We start from the raw sequence: 20,299 nt of genomic DNA on the forward strand, positions 1-20,299 counted from the left end.
AGCAGGTGGGTTTAAGCCATAAGAAAAAAGCCCTGGCACGTGTTGCCAGGGCTTTTTTATACGGTTTGTCTATCGACAGCTTATCCATCCACTGTGCTGGCAACACCCGGCTTGCGAACCAGAACCTTGTGAATACGTCGGCGGCTGGCCCGTTTGACTTCCACTTCCAGATCACCAATGTTAAAACACTCGCCCGGCATGGGAATACGGGCAATATTGGCCAATAGCCATTGGTTTACACGGTCGGTGGGCTTGCTCTTAAGGTCCATTTTGAAATAGGCGATCACATGGCGCATCTCAGTTATGCCATCAACCTGCACTTCACCCGGTTGATTCTCCACCACAGCGGTATGCTCAGGCCCTTCGGATTCATCATAAATCTCGCCAACCACCTCTTCCAGAATATCTTCCAGCGTAAATAACCCTTGGGCCATGCCCATATCATCTACGACAACCGCCATCTTCTCTTTACGACCGCGCATGCGCTCTAACAGGTCATCCAGGCGCTGGTTTTGGGCAATGTAGATGGGTTCATGGGCAATTTCGCGTAGTTTTTTCTGACCATCCTCATGCACCATGGCTTCCAGCACATCCCGGACATAAATGACCCCTTGGATCTCATCGGAATCCCCCAAGGTCAATGGAACCCGTCCATAGGGTTGGGCCAGCAGGCTTTTGGCCGCTTCGGTGACGGTCAGGTCTCCATCGGCTGTCACCATTTGGGCACGGGGCACCATAATATCTTCTGCGCAAAGATCATTAAGCTCAAACACCCGTTTGATCATGGCCTCTTCATCCGCCTCAATCGCACCTTCACGGGCACCGTGGCGGGCCATGGAGAGAAGCTCAGACTCTGTCACCATAGGTTCGTTGGCATTGGAAAAACGTTCCATGGATTGGGTGATGTGCTCCAGCAGCCAAGTCAGGGGAAAAACCAGTTTGGCAAAGAGAAACAGCGGCGGTGCTACAATCAGACCAATGGTGACCATGTTGCGGGCTGCAAAGGTTTTGGGGACGATCTCACCAAAAATGAGAATAAACAGGGTCAGGCCACCTACTGCCAAACCCGGCCCCATGTCACCGAACAGTTGGGTAGCCAGCACAGTGGCGATGGCAGAAGCACCAATATTGACCAGGTTATTACCAATCAGCAGTGTGATCAGCATACGGTCTGTGTTGCTTTTGAGTGCATGCAGAGCACGGGCTCCACTGCGGTCTTCATGCAACAGCGCTTCTACACGGGAGTGGGAAAGAGCTGTTAAAGCGGTTTCAGAGCCAGAAAAAAAGCCCGAAAGCAATAACATAAAAAACAGGATCAGCAATGTTTCCACAGTGGGCCTAAACTTTCAGATCTATCTATTCCATACGGATATAACGTGGTCTAGTTCCATGTCACACCCATGTAGGATCAAACGTTCCACAGTATCCATCGACAAAATATCTATGGTTACATGACGGTTAAAGGGTTTTTGCCGCATCTGCTACGCAACCCTTAAAAAGAAGAAGTATACGCCAAGAGCCCTTCTTTATTCCTATGAGAAGTTGGGCGGTATGGAAGTGTACAGATCTTCCAAAACTATTTAGCGGTAAGCTGATAATAGAGCATCCCCACCATTTCGTGAAGCGCCCACTTAAATTGAGATAAATTATTGGGCAGATAAGGGAGCGGCCACACCGCAGATTTGGTCTTAAACAGTGTTGGGGCTTCGGTTACACGGATCCCTTGCTGTCTAAAGGACCAAGCCGCACGTCGCATATCTTTGGCGTGGGTAACCAAAAAAATATGGTTTAACCCCTCACGCTTCAGAATTTTGGCGGTATTTTTGGCGTTTTCCCAGGTATTACGGCTGGTCCCTTCCCGAAACATGACAGGAATACGAAACTCTTTTTCTAAGGTTTCAGCCATGGCGTCGGCCTCAGAGCTCTCTTCACCATAGGGCATACCCCCGGCGACTAAAATTGGTCGTCCTGTCATACGGTAGAGATACGCCCCATAACGTACCCGAGACAAACCGCAGGTCGAGAGGGTGTCCTTACCGCCATACTCAGGGGCTTCGGGGTAACGGCCACACCCTAAAACAACGGTTAATTGCGCCGGATCGTTCGGGGCTGTTTTTGGGGTCAGGGCCACGGTGTGGGATTCCAGGTGGCGGACCATCATTTCCGAAATCCAGGGGGCGCTCTGTATATAAAGTGCCAGGATCGCCACCATCAAGGTAAACTTTGCCAGCCTGGGCCATCTATTAATTAACAGGTAGGCCAACACCATCAGGATCAGCAGATTACCTGGTGGGAAGATTAAAGATTTGATCAAGCTGTTAAACAGTGGTGAAGTCACGATGGTTCTTTACGAAAAGTTGGGGTGGTGCTGGGTCGGGGTGTACGACGTTGGGCCCGGGGATGCGCGGCATCATACACCTTAGCCAGGGCTTGCATATCAAGATGGGTATATTTTTGAGTTGCCGACAGGCTGGCATGGCCCATCATCTCCTGAATGGCGCGTAGATCGGCCCCAGCTTGGAGCAGGTGGGTGGCAAAAGCGTGGCGCAGGGCGTGGGGGGTAACACTGTCTGGCAGATCAAGCCGCTGGCGCCACTTGGCCAAAAGCCGTTGCCCTTCACGACTGTTTAAACGTTTACCTTGCTGGCCGGTAAAGACGGGTCCCATGGGGTCCATATGGGGTTTGGCTTTGGTGCGTGCCTGTAGCCAAGCTTCGATGGCCTGAATGGCATTTTGGCCCATGGGCGCCATGCGCTCTTTGCCCCCTTTACCATGTCTGACCCGTAGCTGACCAGCACTGAGGTCGACATCCGCCCGATCCAGGTTGCATGCCTCGCTAATACGTAGCCCTGCGCTGTAGAGTAGCTCCATCAGGGCGGCATCACGCAAGGTACGTAGATTAGACCAGGCGCTTTTATCAAAATCGCTGGCCTCTGGTGCAGGGGGTAAAGGTGCACTTTGGTCCAGTAGATTGATGGTCTGTTCCACACTGGGGGCACGGGGTAGCCGCTTAGGGGCCTTGGGGCTGGAAACAGCAGCCGCAGGGTTACCCGTCACCAACCCTTCCCGATCCATATAATTGAACCAAGCCCTTAAAGCCGCCATGCGTCGCTGCATGGTGGTCCTTGCCAACCCCTCCCGATGACCCCGCCCTAAAAAAGAGCGGATGTGGTCACTATCCACCGCCGCCAGGTTATCCGCCGTCAACGGTTCCCCTTCATAGTCGGCAAAAAAGCGTTCAAATGCCTCAAGATCGCGCCGGTACCCTTTTTCCGTATGAGGAGAAAGACGGCGCTCCTGCATCAGATGATCAAAAAAACGCTGCTGATGGGGAAGGGCCATGGCGTCAGTTGGCCTCCAGGGTACGCTCCAGAATTAAGACAAAGATATCGGTCATATCCTGTAGTAGATCGGTGGAGTAACCCGGTAGAAAACGGTTGGGGGTTTCACCACCCAGGTTTAAGGAGGCGATCGGCTCAGGCTTTGGGCCTTCCTCTGTGAGCAGATCCAAGGGGGGGGTGAATATGGGGATCAGCGCATCACTTTTAATCTGTTCAGCCTGCAGACCAAAGAAGGGCGTACGATCCCCCCCTTCACGGCCCACACGGATCACCGAATGGCTGCTGTTGCCTAAAATGCTCTGTAACTGGGCATGATCCAAGAGATTAACCCGCCCGCTTAAAGCACCCGCCAATGCAGGGTCACTTTGCATGGCATGGCGTAACGGTAACATGGCCGGTGCTGTATCGCTTATGGTAAGGGCAACACGGTAGATCTTGAAGGTATCTTCCAAGGCATCGCAGAACCGGTTGATTAGGCTGGCTACATCACGGCCCATCTCCACCAACAAGGTTTTTTGGATGGTATGAAAGGCATGGTAAATGGCATCGTTTTGACGGATGCGCTCCATGATCTGATCCATATGTTCCTGGATCCGGCTATTCTCTTGGTGCAGTTTGTTAAGCTGACTAGCCTCCAAGCTAAGAACCCGCCCCGATGCGTTGATGGCCGCGGGCAGCAGATCCTCATTGCTGTTAAAAAACGATGGGTTGGCCAGTAGGTAGTCACGTACCTGTTTTTCAGTCAGTGGCCCGTCGATTATTGGTTGGATTGCGGCTTCATTCATAATCATCTCTATCTGGCTGCATTGGGTCTGGCACGGTTACCCCAAATATGGTACGCCATGCTCATTTGCTTAACCCCGATTTGGATTGACGTTGCTGCGTTACACTTCTATTATTATTAGATAAAGCTAAAAAGCTAATAATGACATAACTGAGGTCGGCAGGTCTCATGCCAGACCCATCAAACTTTGAGGTGATGCGTGGGTTGCGATTTTGATGAAAACAATGTTGAAAAGGTCGCCCGATGCATGAAGGCGCTGGCTCATCCCCTGCGTCTTAAGGTCATTGTTGCTCTGAACGAAAAAGAGCTCTCGGTGCAAGAGTTGGTTGAATCGGTAGGAACGACTCAATCCAATGTTTCTCAGCACCTGACCATCATGCGGGACAAAAATATTCTCTCTTCCCGGCGGGTGGCCAATCAGGTCTTCTACCGGGTTGGGGACTGCAAGGTGTTGGATCTGGTCTCTTTGACCAAGAAAATTTTCTGTCAAGAAGAGGAAGAGGCCGCTGCCAAAAAATAGGGCCAAGGCTTTTTTTACACACACTCTTCCAATGGAAAGACCCAATACCCCCAACTGTGCGACACAACAAAACCACCAGGATTGGCCTTTGGCTTGATCCTGGCGGTTTTGTGCGTGCGCATGTTTCCAGCCACGACTACCACGGATCGAAAAAACCATGAGTTGGTTGCAAGACAATTGGGTAACCCTGTTAATGGTTCTCATCTTGATGGGGATGCTCTTTAAAGGCCCCATCCTAGCCAAAATTTATAACATCATGAACATCACGCCCCACGATCTGGTTAAGATGATGGGTGGCAAACAGCCCCCATTAATCATCGATGTACGTTCCAGCGCAGAGTTCAACAGTGATGGCCGTATTGATCAGGCCGTTTTGGTTCCTCTGAATGAGGTAAGCCGCCGCGCCCCAGATATGGTTAAGCAATATCCGGGCCGGGAAATTGCGGTTATTTGTCGTAGTGGTAACCGCTCCATGATGGGCTCTGTAGGCTTTAAAAAAGCGGGCTTTGAGACGGTTTATAACGTCACCGGTGGTATGATCAACTGGCAAGCTCAAGGCTATAAAGTCCGAAAGTAGGCAGAAAATCCTGCCGAGTAGCGGTATCTATAAGAGCCCCCGTTCAGGTTGGAAGCATCCACCCAACGGGGGCTTTTTTACACCAGCTGCGGTGACACTTTTGAAAAATCAAAAAATTAAGCGCACTTTTCTGCCTTTTTATCACTTGAAAAAAGTGGCCCATTACCTTCATCTATGAGATAGAAACTTTTTAATGACCTTATCTCAGGAAACGCCTTTATGAGCGAACCTCTCATCGCCAACTGCACCAGTTGTGGTGCTGGAAACCGAATTCCTACCACCAAAGCTGGTTTTAATGCCCGCTGTGGAAAATGTGGGGAGCCTTTAAGCCGAGTTGGCCCTGATTTTCCCATTACCGTGGGTGAAACGGAGTTCCATGATGAAGTTCTACGCTCACCTATGCCGGTTCTGGTCGATTTTTGGGCCCCCTGGTGTGGACCTTGCCGTCAGATGTCCCCTTTGCTGGCCGATTATGCCCGTGAAATGATGGGACGTATGAAAATTGTTAAGGTCAATACCGACGAAAATCGTATTTTGGCCAATCAGTTTAATATTCGCTCCATCCCCACCCTAATGCTGTTTGACCATGGTCAGCTAAAGGATCAGATGTCAGGTTCCATGACCCTGCCTGCGTTACGGGATTGGGTGGAACGTATTTTGGAGGTGCCGTAATGGGCCATCATCATCACCCCAAGCATCGCTTTGATCCTAAAAAAGCGGAACGTCTGCTGGATCCTTCCCGTCGTGGTATTGATGATGCCCCGGCTCTGGTGCAACAGATGGGCATTACCCCAGGTATGCAGTTGGTGGATCTTGGCTGTGGCGCAGGTTTTTTTACTCCGGCTTTATTGGAGGGTGTGGGGCCTGAAGGATCGGTTATGGCGGTGGAGTTACAGCAAGAGGTGCTGGATTTCTTTCGCAAACATATGGGGCACCACCCCAACCTGAACGATCATTGTGCCGACCTGGTTCAAACCGGGCTGGAAGCCGCGCAGTATGATGGGGTGTTTATCGCTTTTACCCTGCACGAAGTAACGGTGGCGGATGCCTTGCTGGAGATCAAACGGCTCCTTAAACCCGGTGGTGTTTTAATGGCCCTGGATTGGGGGAAGTTTGCGCCGTGTCCTCAACGTCCGGATGGCAAAAAGATGGGGCCTCCTGAGGATCACCGCCTGTTGATTGATACCCTGCGTGGTCAGTTGGCTGAAGCGGGTTTGGTAGAGGTTGCAGATGGCGAGCGGGTAGGGGGGTGTCAATACTGGATCTGTGCCCGTAAACCGGAAGGAGCGTAAACCATGGCTCTGGAGTTAGAGATTAAACTCACGGCTCCAGATTATGCGACGCTGGATGCTGTCCTGCAGGATCCCGCCATTGCTGCTCTGGCGGCCCCCCCCGTGCGGGTGGATTATCGGGCAACATACTATGATACGGCAGCGCATATTCTGCTACACAACCATTTGGCCTTTCGGTCTCGTCCTGAAGGGGATGGGCGCTGGCGGGCTGCGGTTAAGGGTTTTGGTGGTGTGGTTAATGGTGTTTCCCGCCGCGAGGAGTGGGAGGGCTTTTTGCCCCATAACCCTCAAAACCTAGAAGATTTTCCCCCAGGTGAAATGCGGGAAGCCTTGGACCATCTACGTGTTCAAGCTCCTCAAGCGGTGTTGCAACCCCTCATGGTGACAGATTTTGAACGTCGGGCGGTCCATTTAACCTTTCCCTGTGGTACCGAAGCAGAGATGGCCCTGGATCGTGGCCAGGTTGAAGCGGGGGGTAAAGAACAAGGGCTGTGTGAAGTGGAGCTGGAACTGCTCCAGGGTGAGTTGGCACCCATTGAAGCCTTGGCTGAAACCTTGAAAGCGCGACACCCTCTGGTCCCCTCACCCCACTCTAAATTTGCCATTGGCCTGATCTTACTGGGTATGTTGGAAAGATAATCGGCGTGGAGCTGGCCAGGGTTTCAACACCCCAAAGCGGTCTGCTCGGCACAGATGTGGAGACACCTTGCCCTGTCAGCACACCCCCGCTGTTCACGTAAAATCGCTGACTCACCTGGAACAGTAGATCGCTCAACCTCTTGTAGAGAGGGGTATGAATGCCATTTGGCCGGATGCCGGAACCGCGAGTTTAGCGGTTGGTGCCCCTAAGGAATCGGTTATGAAGGAGGGGTGCGCCTCTAGGGCAGGGGCCCTATCCCATACCCCTTCAACCGTGGGGCTGATCCACCGTATGTGTTGAAAGTAGAGCCATGCATCCCTTACCCGGCTTTGAGCCCTGCCCCCTGTGTGGAACCACCGTTAAGGCGCAAGCCACCAATGCCCATGGTGCCCCCATACCCACAGGTATACACATTGCCTGCCCCACCTGCGGGTTACAGCTACCCTTGAACTGCTGCGGTGTGGAAGAGGCTCGGAAGATATGGAATACCCGCTGGCAGGATAAACCGCTTAAGCCTTAAGTGTGTCATGTGTGTGCAGGGTGTGATGTATAACCCGCACACACAGCTTAGTTGGTCTGCCATAGGGGGGGTTGAATGTCACACTTACACCGCTAGCCTGATCTCTTGCGCTTAAACGATGTCTGGTCACAGGCTGGGTTACTTCCTGCCCTTTGCTTGTTTGGTCGCGCAGAAAGTGAGGGTGCCAGGCCCTGTTGGTTATGCACTCAGTTTGTTGTAGTGCTCCAAAAGGGGCATGGTCTCATCAATGGGTACTGGGCGACTGATCCAATACCCTTGGATCTCTCGGCACCCCTCTTTTTTCAAAAAGTGGGACTGTAGCTCTTCTTCTACACCCTCTGCGACCACCGTTAACCCCATGGACTCTCCCATGGCAATCACGGCACGTACAATCACTTGATCCTCTCGGGTGCGGGTAATTTCTCGGATAAAGCACTGGTCAATTTTAATGACATCCACCGACAGATTTTTTAGGTAGCTCAAAGAGGAGTAGCCGGTGCCAAAATCATCAATGGCCAACTGAATACCCAGGTCACGTAAAGCATCAATGGAGGCCTGGAGCTTATCATCCATCTCCATGAAGACCGATTCGGTAATCTCAATCTGTAACTGATGGGGGGGGAGTTGGTATTGTTCTAATAATGCGCCAATACGTTCCGCCAGGGCACAATCACCTTCCAACTCCAGCCCAGATAGATTGACGGATATGACTACGGGAAAACCGGCTTGATTCCACTGCGCGGTATCCTCAATGGCTTTTTCCATCACCTGGGCATCAATGTCGCCGATCAACCCCAACTCTTCGGCAAGGGGTATGAAGATCGACGGATAGATGGTCCCTTTTTCTGGATGGTACCAGCGAACCAGTGCCTCAAAACCCACAATTTGCTGGGAAACAAGATCAAACTTGGGCTGATAATGTACCTGAAACTGGTTTTCCTTAAGGGCATGACGTAGGGCTGTTTCATATTCCAACCGCACGGTGGCCATATTACTCATTTCCGGCTGGTAAAAGATAACCCGGTCCTTGCCCTTCTCTTTAGCGGAGTACATGGCTGTATCGGCATTTTTGAGTAAGGTGCGTAGATCATCTCCATCTTCTGGGTAGAGTGCAACACCCAGGGAGCCACTGACAAATACCTCATGTTTACCTTCCAGCTCCACCGGTACCCGCAAGGCTGTAAGTACTTTATCCGCCACCATCTGGACATCCTGCTGGTCGTGGATTTTCTCCAGCAAAATCACAAACTCATCTCCACCTAAGCGTGCCAAGGTATCGGCACTGCGCACACAGTGGGTCAGGCGTTCGCTCACCTCTTGTAGCAACTGATCACCATGGGCATGGCCCAGGGAGTCATTAACTTTTTTAAAGCCATCCAGATCTAGGAACATCAAGGCCATGCGGTTTTTTTCCCGTTTGGCTTGATCCAGAGCATGTTGCAAACGGTCATTGAATAATACTCGGTTGGGCAGCTCCGTCAGCATATCAAAGTGGGCCAGATGATGAATGCGCTCTTCCCACTCTTTCTTTTCGGTAATGTCAGTAAACGCACCAATAAAGTGTTTGGGTTCACCCTGCTCATCTTTAACCATGACAATGGTCTCCCAAACTGCAAAGACCTCCCCATTTTTACGGCGGTTCCAGATCTCTCCTTGCCAGGAGCCTGAAGCGAGTAGGGTCTTCCACAGCTCCGCATAAAATAGAGGATCATGGTGGTCGGATTTCAGTAAACTTGGGGTTTGCCCCATGGCATCGCGTTCGCTGTAGCCTGTTTGCTCAACAAAGGCGTGGTTTACACTCAATATACGGGCACGGTGGTCGGTAACCATCATGGCTTCTTGGGAGTGGTCAAAGACATGGGCTGAGAGACGCAGTTCACCCAAGTGGTGTTGCCGTTCCAAAAAACTGTTGTGGCTACGACGTGCGACCAGCGAGATACCCAATATACCCAATACCCACAGACCGCCATGGGTCAGGGTGTTGGTTTGTATGGCTTGCTCGGCCAACTGGTAGTAGGAGGCCATGGGTACCGAAACACTGACACCACCCCTGACGGAGCCATTCTCAAAACCCAGGTGCCCATGACATTTTTGGCAGTGCTCTTTCATGATCATGGGCTTCATAAGCCGAAGGTAGGGCTGCCCATTAATTTGGGTGAGCTCCATCTTCTCTTTGCGACCCTGTTTAAACTCCCGGATGGATTGTGTTTCCCAAAAATCGGCTTGGTTGTTTGGGTTTAAGGCCACTGTGCCGACAATACGCCCCTTAATGCCATAGAGTTGGCCAAACTCATCCATCATCTGTCGTAGCATATAGGCGGGGTTCATCAAGGTTAGTTGGCGGCCCTCGGTGGTGCGTAGGTCACGATCTGGTACATGGGCCATGTAGGGGCTGGGTGGGGTGCGTTCATCCGGTTGGACATAGACACCACCATGGGTGGATGCCCAGTTACGATAGGCTTGGTCTTTATTAAAATTTGCTTTTGCTGTATTGGTCGCCATTTCAAGGGTCTGACGTTTTTCCCCTGAAATTTGCCAGGAGAGGGAGAGACCAAGAATAAGGGTCCAGATCACAGAGGCCAACACAGCATAACGCAAGGCAGGAGAGCGCATGGTGACTCCTTAAAAGACCATGGGATGAACGGGGTTTGTCAGAAAAAAGAGCTGTTCCATGGTAGGATCAGTCTGTTTTTTTAACCCTTTTTGATAAGACAAAAAAGAAAGGTATAAAAGGTAAGATACCAGATTTTTAGATAATTTCTAATGCTATGCACACTTATGTGGGTATTAATATATCAGAAAGTTTGCCAAAAGTAGCAAAAACTCGCGTTAAATAGCCGTGTTTTATGGCGTGTGGGTAAGTGTTAAGTACACTATAAATACGTATATATGCGGAGTTTAAGCGCGGTGCGGGTTATGGCGTCGGCCTCTATCTGGTGTTTACCTAGGGCATGAAATCGTCGTACACTGTAAGGCTATGATGGATGGGTAGATGGATGGTCTGGTCATGGTGCCGTACGCACGAAACGTGTGTGTTTTACATGGCGGGTCAGTGAGCTTTCAAATTTAGTAAAGGGTTGAGACTGTGCGTTACATCAGTACCCGGGGCGGTGTTTCCCCCATCTCTTTCTCCGAAGCGGTTATGATGGGTCTGGCCACCGATGGTGGATTGTTGATCCCTGAAAAGCTACCACAGATTGATGCCGATACCCTGCGCCAATGGGCCAAACTCTCCTATCAGGAGTTGGCCATTGAAGTGATGCGCCCTTTTGTGGAAGAGGATATTCCTGAAGAGGATCTGCGTCCGTTGGTGATCAATGCCTACGCTAAGTTTGAACATGAAGAGATTACCCCGGTTGTGCCGGTCGGGAACGTTCAGGTTTTGGAGCTGTTCCACGGTCCAACCTTGGCTTTTAAGGATGTCGCCCTGCAGTTTTTGGGTAACCTGTTTGAATATTTGCTGGAAAAACAGGGGGGGCGCCTGAACATTATTGGTGCCACTTCCGGGGATACCGGCTCTGCGGCGATCCATGGTGTACGGGGTAAGGAGGGGATTGATATCTTTATCCTGCACCCCCATAAGCGGGTTTCACCCGTACAAGAACGGCAGATGACCACGGTGTTGGACGAAAATGTTCACAACATCGCCATTGAGGGGAATTTTGATGATGGTCAGGCCATTGTCAAAACGCTGTTCAATGATCTGGCGTTCAAGAAGGCGTATAGCCTTGGTGCGGTAAACTCCATCAACTGGGCCCGTATTTTGGCACAAATTGTCTACTATTTCCGTGCTTGGGCCCGTGTGACGGGGGGAGACCCCAGCAAAAAAGTGAGCTTCTCGGTCCCTACGGGGAATTTTGGAGATATCTTTGCCGGGTATTTGGCCCGTCAAATGGGGTTACCTGTCGAGAAGCTGATTTTGGCTACCAACCGGAATGATATTCTCAGCCGTTTTGTTCTTCAGGGTCGCTACAGTAAAGGGGATGTGGCACCGACCATCAGCCCCTCAATGGATATTCAAATCTCCTCCAACTTTGAACGCTACCTTTTTGACCTGTTGGGTCGGGATGGTCAGGCAGTCAAAAGCTGTATGGCGCAGTTGGCAGAGACCGGTGGTTTTTCCGTTTCTGCGGAGCAGTTGGCCGAAGTGCAGAGCATCTTCAGTGCTCAAGCCATTAGTGAAGAGCAGACTTTGGCAACCATTACCCGTGTGTTTAAAGAGTCTGGTTATGTGCTAGATCCCCACACCGCCGTTGGTGTGGCTGCGGCTGAGGGCACGGAAAATGTAGTGTGTCTGGCTACAGCTCACCCTGCTAAGTTTGCCGATGCAGTCAAGCAGGCAACCGGAAATCCAGTAGCACTGCCAGCGGCTATGGCTGATCTGATGGAACTACCCACCCGTTGTGACATTTTACCGGCCACAGCTGAAGCCATTAAAAATAAGGTTTCTGAAACCCTGGCCTAATGGGCGTTGATAAGGTGCTTGCTCGAAAGAGACAAGCGCCTTATCCCCCACGGCTAAAACCTTAGCCGTGTGCCTATTCACCCCTCGCTTTTTCATGTTGGACCATCTTGTTATGAACACACCCTCTCACTGGGAGACGTCGCTGGAGAGTCTGGCACGTACGGAGCAGGTGGGTAACCGTATCGGAAGCCTATTACCTACAGATGCCATCTGCCTGTTTACAGGGGATCTGGCTGCAGGGAAAACCACCTTGATCAAAGCGATCTGCGGGGGGATGGGGGTTGATCCCCGTACGGTGATCTCGCCCACTTATACCATGACCAATATCTACCAGGGTGAACAGGCCATCTACCATGTGGATCTTTACCGTATTGAAGAGGCAGAAGCTTTTTCAATGATGGATGTGGATGATTGGATTAATCCAGAGGGTGTTACTCTCATTGAATGGCCCCAGATTGCAGCAGAGATTTTAGCGGATCTACCCACCCTGGCTTTGACACTGGAACGCCAGGGCTCACCCGATCAGCCTGTGCATCATTTAAAAGTGGAGAGCCAAGATGCGGTGTATGCACCACTGATAAAGGACCTCTCCACCCTTAAGGAGGCCCGGCCATGAAGGTCCTGGCACTGGATACCACAACCAGCCGAACCGAAATTGCTCTGGCTCAGGATGGTGAGACGGTGGCCCATTTTTGGGCGGAAACCGGTACCCGCTGTTCCGGGGTTTTGCATGAAATGCTCAAAAATCAGCTGGCGGGTGCTGGCTGGTCACTTAACCAACTGGATCTATTGGTGGGTATGAAGGGGCCAGGGGCCTTTACCGGTCTACGTATTGGTCTGGCGGCCATTAAAACCTTTGCCCGGGTGTTGCAGGTACCGGCAATTGGGTTGGGTAGTCTGGAGCTGTTGGCCAGTAGGGCGGGTAAACAGATCGATAAACCAACGGTTTTAACCTCAGCCATCAATGTGTTTAGGGATGAGGTCTATTATCAGCACTACCAGTGGCAGGGTGACCAGGCAACACCAACTGGTGACATTGTTTTAAGTGATTTGCAAAAGGTGTGGGTGGCTTCGCAGGATCATCCTATGATTTTGCGTCGGTTAAAGCAGCGTCATCGTATTACGTTACCCCCGCTGGATCAGGTTGACCTGTTACCCATGCTGCTGACCGAGCATCTGGTGTTGGAGGCACTTGACGTGGCCACGGCCAAATTTGCTCAGGATCCATCCAGTGCCTGCGCCTCTTCACTGAACCCGCTCTATATCAAACCGGAGTCCACCACTCAAATGCCCAAAAAAGGAGCCCCCAAGTGAGTTCTATTGGGTTAGCCATTGATACGACCTTTGACGACACCTCTGTCGCCATTATACAAGGTCACCGCGAGCTGTTGGCCAATGTGACACTCTCTCAGTTCAAGGATCATGCTGAGTTCGGGGGGGTGGTGCCCGAGCGGGCTTCGCGTAAGCATTTGGAGGTGATCCATCTTCTGTTGGATCAAGCTTTAAAGACAGCCAATATAGAGTATGCACAACTCTCCTGGATTGCCGTTTCCAATACACCAGGGTTGCTGGGTTCCTTGTTGGTGGGGTTGACGGTGGCCAAAAGTCTGGCCATGGCATTGGATATTCCCTTAATTGGTATTAATCATATTGAGTCGCACCCCTATGCCAATATTATTGAGCAGGATCTTTTTCCTCTGCCGGTGGTGCATCTGATTGTTGCAGGGGGGCACACCCTACTGATTCATCAGGAAGACCATTTTCAGTGGCAAGTCATTGGGCGCAGTCTGGATGATGCCGCAGGTGAGTGTGTGGATAAAGTGGCCAAGATGTACGGTTTTCCCATGCCAGGAGGTAAAGCGGTTGATCAGGCCAGTCAGGAACACCCCGCCGATCTCTACCGTTTTCCCCGGCCTATGTTGGACCGGCCAAATCTGGATTTTTCCTTCAGTGGGTTAAAAACCGCACTGCGGGATTTTCAGAAAGCCAATCCAGATGCTCCCTCAGGCCCGGTATTTTCTGCGTTGCTCGATAGCATTGGCCATGTGTTGGTCGAAAAAGCCCTACGGGCTGTGCGCCAACAAGAGAGCCAGGCTTTAACAGTGTCTGGAGGCTTGGCCGCCAGCCGTACCCTACGTAAACGGTTTACCGAGCGGTGTGAGCAGGAGGGGATTACCCTCTATTATCCCTCACCGGGGTTGTGTACCGATAATGCGGCGATGGTGGCTTGTTTGGCCTCCTACCGATATGCCGCTGGTCAGGTGGATGGGTTGGCGCTGGAGGGTGTGGCCAATCTTATGGTGTAGGGTCGGTTATGCTCGGCTGATCATGACCTTTTCTGCCGTGGCAAAGTCGAGCTCTTCCATGGCCGTATGTAACGCTTCGGCGCGGGTTTCTCCCAGCCACTGGGCAATGGCCGCTTGATGAAGCCGGTAAAGCTCCCGGGCCTGCATTTGTCGTTGTGCCAGTAGGAGCAAGAGCTCTTCGCGTATCTTCGGTGCTAAAGGCTGGCGATCATCCACGGGTTCCATGGTCTCAACTTCATGGGGGTTCTGCCAGCTGCTGTAGGATTCTACGAAGATCTGGATAGAGCTGGAGAGTGTCTGCCAGTGTTGCTGTGCCCGTTGCGGATCCACCGCGTGCGCTCTGAGAGATTGCTCCAAAGAGAGGGCCTGTCGTTGCAGCGCTTCTAAACCTAAGTTTCCACTGATCCCTTTAAAACCATGAACCACACCCATCGCCTCAGGCCAGTTCTGCTCTTTTAAAAGAGCGTCAACTTTGGGAAGTAACAGTTGGCACTCCTCCACCAGACGATCCAACAGTCTTAAAATGAGTGTGGTGTTGCCTTCAAAGCGTTCCAATACCGCTTGTTGTTGCCAATCTTCCAAATGGGGAAGCAAGATGGCATCTTCCTGAGTACCCACAGTGCTGAGCTGATCAATATGTGTTAGCAGCTGATCTTTGGGCTCGGTCCAGCGACTGATGGCCTCGTAGAGCTGTTTAGGCGAGATGGGTTTGGTAATGTGATCGTTCATCCCCACCTTTAGGGCCCGCTCACGATCTTGGCTAAAGGCATTGGCTGTTAAGGCAATGATGGGGGGTTGGTGACAATGGTCCAGGGCTCGGATTTTAATGGTCGCTTCAAATCCATCCATAATAGGCATTTGTAGATCCATAAGAATGGCATCCAGCACCTCCCCTTTGGTCTGCTCGACCAAGGCCAATGCCTCCTCCCCATGCTGGGCGGTTATGACCCGAATACCGACCCGTTCCAAAATCGCCTTGGCTACCTCCATATTCAATTCATGATCTTCCACCAGTAGAATATTTAAGCCTGCCAGGTGGGTGGCATGATCTCGGCTGCTGATATCCTCACCACCCCCCATATCCAAAGAGCCTGTGTGCAGAATACGCATCAGGGCATCATAGAGCGCTGTGGGTAGTAGGGGTTTATCCAATAGACCATCCATACCCGCATGGCTGAGCTGCTCTAAGAAGGCGTGATTCTGGTGCAGGGTGGTCATGAGAATAGTGGGGCGTTTTTTAGGGGTGCTGTTTTGTATAATCCGCTGCACGGCAGTGAGCAGGTTTTCAGGGGAGCCACAGTTTTCATCCAACAACACCACATCCGGTTGAAAGCCGCTATGTAACAGTTGTGCCATAGCTTCTGGCTCGGTCACATGTTCCGTCTTCATCTCCATCGCCCGCATGGAAAAGTGAATGCTATCGGGTAGGGAGGGGCTGCGGCTGGCAATAAGCAGGCGTAAACCTTTAAAGGCATCCTCCGGGGCTGGGCAGCAGACCGCCATGGCCGATTGGGCTTGTATGGGGAGTAAGCAGGTAAACAGTGAACCCTCACCAGGACGACTGTTCAGGGTGATATGGCCATTCATCATCTCCATCAAGCGTCGACAAATGGCCAAGCCCAGACCGGTGCCCCCATATTGACGGGTGGTGGAGCTATCCGCCTGAATAAAGGGTTCAAACAATTTAGATTGAAGCTCTGAGGGAATGCCAATACCACTATCTTGAACCTGAAAGGTAAAGAAGTAGAGGTTGGCCTGCTGCTGATCTGGTTTGGCCCCTATGGTGATGCGCACTTCGCCCTCATGGGTGAACTTAACCGCATTGCTTAGTAGATTATGCAGTACCTGCCCCAAGCGCAGACCATCCCCAGACAGCGCCAGGGGCGTACCAGATTCAATAAAAAAGTGGACCTCCAAATTTTTGCTGCGCAAGGTCGGCATTAAATTGGCGGCCAACTGTTTGAGCAGCTCATCCAGGCGGAAGGGGTGAATTTCCAGATCCATGCGCTCTGCTTCAATTTTGGAAAGATCCAGGATGTCATTGAGCAGGCCCATTAAAAAATGGCCGGAATGGTTAATTTTCTCCAAAAAATCCCGTTGGCGTTGATCTTTGGCCTGTTCCAGTGCCAATGAGGAGAGGCCAAGAATGGCATTCATTGGGGTACGGATTTCATGGCTCATATTGGCCAAAAAACGACTTTTGGCACGGCTGGCAGACTCTGCCTCTACTTTCGCTTCATGGAGTGCGGCCTCCATATCCTTACGGGCTGTAATATCGGCAAAAGTACCCACGGCGCGTAAGGGTTGGCCTTGCTGGTTTCGTTCAACGACCTTGCCCCGGTCTAAAATCCACATCAATCGGCCACTTGCGGTGGTAATGCGATATTCGGCCTCGTAGAGATCCACATGGCCATCCAGGTGGATGCGTAAAAGTGCCTCTACCCCTGGGCGCTCCTGCTCCAGGATCATCGCCTTAAGCCGGGCCATACTGCCGGTCAGGCTACCTGTTTCAAAACCCAGCATCGCCTCTAATCGGGGACTGCAGTGAAGATCGTCATGGTTGATATTCCAATCCCACAAACCATCATTGGAACCGTCTAGAGCAAATTTCAATCGCTCTTCACTCACCCGCAAGGCCCCTTCGGCCTCTTTAAGTTCCGTGGCATCGCGTAGCAGATGCACCACAACGGGTTTGCCCTCTTCAAGCTCGACCCACTGCACCAAGGCATCCGCTTGCAGGGCGGTGCCATCGGCTTGGGGTAGGGTAACCTCAAAGCGCAACGTACGATCTTGCCCCTTCACCAGACGATTCATGGTTTGAGCAATGCTCGATTGTGCCTCTGCTGTGGTCAGGTCCGACAGTCTTTTGGTTAACAGCTCATCCAGGGATAAGCCGGTGGCTTCCACCATACCGCGGTTGACATCGACAAAACGCAAGGTGCGTGGGTCGGCCAAAGCGATCATGTCATCCAGGTTATCCAGGGTAGCCCGAAAACGTGCTAACCGCTCGTTACTCCACTGTAGTGCCTGCATACGCTGCTGTTGAGCCAAATGGGCACCGATCCATTGGGCCATGAGCTGCAGCATGGTGGTGTGAGCTTTTTGGGGTAGCTGTGGTGCGGGCTGATGGCTGGCAAAGGCCAGTACGCCATAGGATTGATGTTCCACCACCAAGGGGGCGGAAATCAGGGTCTCAAAGCCAAAGCGCTGGGCACAGACCATATGATGACAGGCCTGATTGATCAGGGGGGGGATGGTGCCTTCGCTATCGGGTTTAAGCTGGTGTAGGCAGCAGTTTTTATCAACAGGTAGGCGGCTACCGTTCTGCAACATCTCTTCACGACCCATGGCGTAGGTAATGCGGCAGACATTATCACGGACCTGGCTGATAAAGGCCGCCTCCATACCAAAAAGTGCTTGCCCATAATCCAACCCCTGACGGATTTTCTGGTCGGTACTGGTTTGGGTCTCTTCAGAGATGCGGTGCAAAAATTTGAGCATCTGAACCATCTGGTCCGAGTGCTTTTTGGCTTGTGCCAGTGCCGCTTGGTCGGTACCGGTTTGGCGCTGTTGGCTGTGGAGTTGTTGTTCCAAGTTTTGAATACGGCCATCATAAGCCAGTAAGAGTGGCCGGACGACACCCTTGAGCAACCAAAAGCTTAAGGCCACCATGAGAAACAGCGCAGGCAGAAGTAGCCAGAGATGGTTAAAAAGTGCATGCCACCACTGCTCAACATGACCTTGATAAAAATTGAGTAGGGGAAGGGCCCCCAGCATAATACCAAGCCCCAGTGCCACCAAGAGTGTAAAGAGGGTGACCAAGGTTAGAACACGACGGGTTGCGTGGTAAGTGCTTGATTTCAATTGGGCAGGGGAAGGAGCAAGACAGGTGGTGTCCTGAGTGTGGTTGGAAATTGGATCTCTATCACCTTGATGATGCATCCCTACTATACCCCCCACGGTGCCCATGAAGTGTCAGGGTTGAGAGCTGACAGAAAGTCACGGGTAAAGATCCCCTAAGAATACGTGGAATTGGGTAATTTCACCAGTCTGAATTACGTGGAAAGATCCTGAGAGGTGTACAAAGGCCGGGGAGCGCTTAAGGGGGTAAGATGTTGGATCGTCAGCCTCCCAAGGTGGGAGGCTGACGGTCAATGTCTTAAGGTAAAAACATCTGCATCTGTTGGGTGCCATCACGGCTAAAGAGAATGATATTCACACCGTCACGCAGGTTTTTACTATCCCGCCATGCCCGTGCGAGAATAATCATTTTACGACGCCGTAAATTACGCGTAATGATCGGCTCAAACATATGGTCACTACCCACCAAGATCAGGGTACCATCCTGGCTTAAGCCCACATCCTCAAAGAACACTTTTCCAGCCAAGCGTTGGGTGTCGAGCTGCAGTTGAGCCAAGGCTTCCTGAAAAGCAGAATCTTTGGGTCGTTTGTGGATCAATGTTTCCAGTGGGTTGGGCTGTATGATCTCAGGCTCAGCCTCACTTTCCATCACAAGATCGGGTGTAACCAGCGACTCTAGGCCCTCTCCCTCTTCACCGACAAAGGCTTGAGATGCAGACGCTGCTTCTTCTGAGGGAATGGCAGGAACGGTTAATAACTCGGCTGCTACCGTTGGGGCTTTATCCATGGGCGGCAGTGAAGGGGGTTCTTCAGCGACCTGAGTATTGGCTTGTTGTTCGACTTCCCGCACTAAGTCAGCACGGATCCAGCCAGCACCCCCCAACCCATCTGCCCGTTGTACCTTTTGCCACCCTTTTTGGCTCTCTTGCAGCATAACCATCGCTTGCCCTGCGTAGAGGCGCAGCAGCTTGGTGGATTCTGCAGAGGGTTCGGTGCGCATATTGGCTTGTTTGACCGCAACTTCTGCCAGTGGACCACGGGGTTCAACCGCCGCTGCCGGGCGTAACAGCTTGGCGTAAACCCAGCCCTTAATCGATTCTGCTTGGGTGTGTTCCTGTTGAACACGCATCCAGCCATCCTGGGTCTCTAGGGCAACCATCACCTCACCCTGTCGGACCAGCCCAATAGGGGTATGATTTTTTCCAGGTCCCTGGCGAACACGCACAGAACGGGATTGAATCACCCAATGGATTTGGGGTTCAGCCGCAGGCTGATTTTGTTCCATCGCTGCCTGAGCGTTGGCCTGAGCCTCAGCCGCCATTTTAGCCTGGGCTTCGGCTTCTGCTCGAGCTTGAGCACGGGCCTCTTCAGCCAGTCGCGCTTCCTCAGCGATGCGAGCCTCTTCGGCCAGTCGAGCTTCCTCAGCGAGACGCTTTTCTTCAGCCAGTCGCGCTTCCTCAGCGATGCGGGCCTCTTCGGCCAGTCGGGCTTCCTCAGCGATGCGGGCTTCCTCAGCTATGCGGGCCTCTTCGGCAAGGCGTTTTTCCTCAGCCAGTCGAGCTTCCTCAGCGATGCGAGCCTCTTCGGCCAGTCGAGCTTCCTCAGCGAGACGCTTTTCTTCAGCCAGTCGCGCTTCCTCAGCGATACGAGCCTCTTCAGCCAGTCGAGCTTCCTCAGCGATGCGGGCCTCTTCAGCCAGTCGAGCTTCCTCAGCGATGCGGGCCTCTTCGGCAAGGCGTTTTTCCTCAGCGATGCGGGCCTCTTCGGCTAAACGTTTTTCCTCAGCCAGTCGAGCTTCCTCAGCGATGCGGGCTTCTTCGGCTAAACGTTTTTCTTCAGCCAGTCGGGCTTCCTCAGCGATACGAGCCTCTTCAGCCAGTCGAGCTTCCTCAGCGATGCGGGCCTCTTCGGCAAGGCGTTTTTCCTCAGCGATGCGGGCCTCTTCGGCTAAACGTTTTTCCTCAGCCAGTCGAGCTTCCTCAGCGATGCGGGC

Annotated in this window: 18 protein-coding genes; 11 read left to right on the forward strand and 7 right to left on the reverse strand. The window is 52.1% G+C overall.

Features of this window, described 5'->3' with window-relative positions:
• Positions 1-80 precede the first annotated feature (80 nt).
• The 4 genes from V5T57_RS06280 to V5T57_RS06295 all read right to left on the reverse strand — a co-directional run bounded on the left by V5T57_RS06280 (position 81) and on the right by V5T57_RS06295 (position 4,126).
• Positions 81-1,331, reverse strand: a complete 1,251-nt coding sequence (locus tag V5T57_RS06280; protein ID WP_332890321.1) for a hemolysin family protein — start codon at positions 1,329-1,331, stop codon at positions 81-83.
• A 245-nt stretch (positions 1,332-1,576) separates the two neighbouring features.
• Positions 1,577-2,338, reverse strand: coding sequence for a YdcF family protein (locus V5T57_RS06285; protein ID WP_332890322.1), 762 nt, complete (start codon positions 2,336-2,338; stop codon positions 1,577-1,579).
• A complete protein-coding gene (locus V5T57_RS06290; RefSeq protein ID WP_332890323.1) occupies positions 2,335-3,342 on the reverse strand; it encodes a tyrosine recombinase XerC in 1,008 nt (335 codons plus the stop codon). The genes V5T57_RS06285 and V5T57_RS06290 overlap by 4 nt, the downstream gene beginning before the upstream one ends.
• 4 nt (positions 3,343-3,346) lie before the next feature.
• Complete coding sequence (locus tag V5T57_RS06295) at positions 3,347-4,126, reverse strand: DUF484 family protein (protein WP_332890324.1); 780 nt, start codon at positions 4,124-4,126, stop codon at positions 3,347-3,349.
• 198 nt (positions 4,127-4,324) lie between these two features.
• Between V5T57_RS06295 and V5T57_RS06300 the strand changes: the two genes are divergently transcribed.
• The 7 genes from V5T57_RS06300 (at position 4,325) to V5T57_RS06330 (ending at position 7,674) form a co-directional block, all read left to right on the forward strand.
• A complete protein-coding gene (locus tag V5T57_RS06300) occupies positions 4,325-4,645 on the forward strand; it encodes an ArsR/SmtB family transcription factor (protein ID WP_332890325.1) in 321 nt (106 codons plus the stop codon).
• A gap of 157 nt (positions 4,646-4,802) precedes the next feature.
• Positions 4,803-5,222 (forward strand): rhodanese-like domain-containing protein, encoded by a 420-nt coding sequence (locus tag V5T57_RS06305; RefSeq protein ID WP_332890326.1) that lies wholly within the window; start codon positions 4,803-4,805, stop codon positions 5,220-5,222.
• A gap of 219 nt (positions 5,223-5,441) precedes the next feature.
• Positions 5,442-5,894 carry a thioredoxin TrxC gene (trxC, locus tag V5T57_RS06310; protein ID WP_332890327.1) on the forward strand — a complete coding sequence of 151 codons (453 nt, stop codon included), beginning with the start codon at positions 5,442-5,444 and terminating at the stop codon, positions 5,892-5,894.
• Entirely contained in the window at positions 5,894-6,514 is a 621-nt protein-coding gene (locus V5T57_RS06315) for a class I SAM-dependent methyltransferase (RefSeq protein WP_332890328.1), read from the forward strand. The genes trxC and V5T57_RS06315 overlap by 1 nt, the downstream gene beginning before the upstream one ends.
• A gap of 3 nt (positions 6,515-6,517) precedes the next feature.
• Positions 6,518-7,153 (forward strand): CYTH domain-containing protein, encoded by a 636-nt coding sequence (locus tag V5T57_RS06320; protein WP_332890329.1) that lies wholly within the window; start codon positions 6,518-6,520, stop codon positions 7,151-7,153.
• A 154-nt stretch (positions 7,154-7,307) separates the two neighbouring features.
• Positions 7,308-7,454, forward strand: coding sequence for a hypothetical protein (locus V5T57_RS06325; protein ID WP_332890330.1), 147 nt, complete (start codon positions 7,308-7,310; stop codon positions 7,452-7,454).
• Positions 7,455-7,464: 10 nt separating this feature from the next.
• The gene (locus tag V5T57_RS06330; RefSeq protein ID WP_332890331.1) at positions 7,465-7,674 is read left to right on the forward strand and encodes a hypothetical protein; all 210 of its coding nucleotides are present in this window, start codon (positions 7,465-7,467) and stop codon (positions 7,672-7,674) included.
• A gap of 198 nt (positions 7,675-7,872) precedes the next feature.
• On the opposite strand, the gene V5T57_RS06335 is transcribed toward V5T57_RS06330, so the two are convergent.
• A complete protein-coding gene (locus V5T57_RS06335; RefSeq protein WP_332890332.1) occupies positions 7,873-10,287 on the reverse strand; it encodes an EAL domain-containing protein in 2,415 nt (804 codons plus the stop codon).
• Positions 10,288-10,759: 472 nt separating this feature from the next.
• Between V5T57_RS06335 and thrC the strand changes: the two genes are divergently transcribed.
• The 4 genes from thrC (at position 10,760) to tsaD (ending at position 14,445) form a co-directional block, all read left to right on the forward strand.
• Positions 10,760-12,139, forward strand: coding sequence for a threonine synthase (gene thrC, locus V5T57_RS06340; protein WP_332890333.1), 1,380 nt, complete (start codon positions 10,760-10,762; stop codon positions 12,137-12,139).
• 112 nt (positions 12,140-12,251) lie between these two features.
• Complete coding sequence (gene tsaE, locus V5T57_RS06345) at positions 12,252-12,755, forward strand: tRNA (adenosine(37)-N6)-threonylcarbamoyltransferase complex ATPase subunit type 1 TsaE (protein ID WP_332890334.1); 504 nt, start codon at positions 12,252-12,254, stop codon at positions 12,753-12,755.
• Entirely contained in the window at positions 12,752-13,453 is a 702-nt protein-coding gene (gene tsaB, locus V5T57_RS06350) for a tRNA (adenosine(37)-N6)-threonylcarbamoyltransferase complex dimerization subunit type 1 TsaB (RefSeq protein ID WP_332890335.1), read from the forward strand. Before tsaE ends, tsaB begins: the two co-directional genes overlap by 4 nt.
• Positions 13,450-14,445, forward strand: a complete 996-nt coding sequence (tsaD, locus tag V5T57_RS06355; protein ID WP_332890336.1) for a tRNA (adenosine(37)-N6)-threonylcarbamoyltransferase complex transferase subunit TsaD — start codon at positions 13,450-13,452, stop codon at positions 14,443-14,445. Before tsaB ends, tsaD begins: the two co-directional genes overlap by 4 nt.
• Before the next feature lie 6 nt (positions 14,446-14,451).
• Here the strand turns inward: tsaD and V5T57_RS06360 are convergent, their stop codons facing one another.
• Positions 14,452-18,387, reverse strand: a complete 3,936-nt coding sequence (locus V5T57_RS06360) for a response regulator (protein WP_332890337.1) — start codon at positions 18,385-18,387, stop codon at positions 14,452-14,454.
• Positions 18,388-18,604: 217 nt separating this feature from the next.
• Positions 18,605-20,299 (reverse strand): SH3 domain-containing protein (locus tag V5T57_RS06365; protein ID WP_332890338.1); only part of this gene is annotated, 1,695 nt, incomplete at its 5' end.

This window comes from Magnetococcus sp. PR-3 (genome assembly GCF_036689865.1).
Classification (GTDB): Bacteria; Pseudomonadota; Magnetococcia; order Magnetococcales; family Magnetococcaceae; genus Magnetococcus.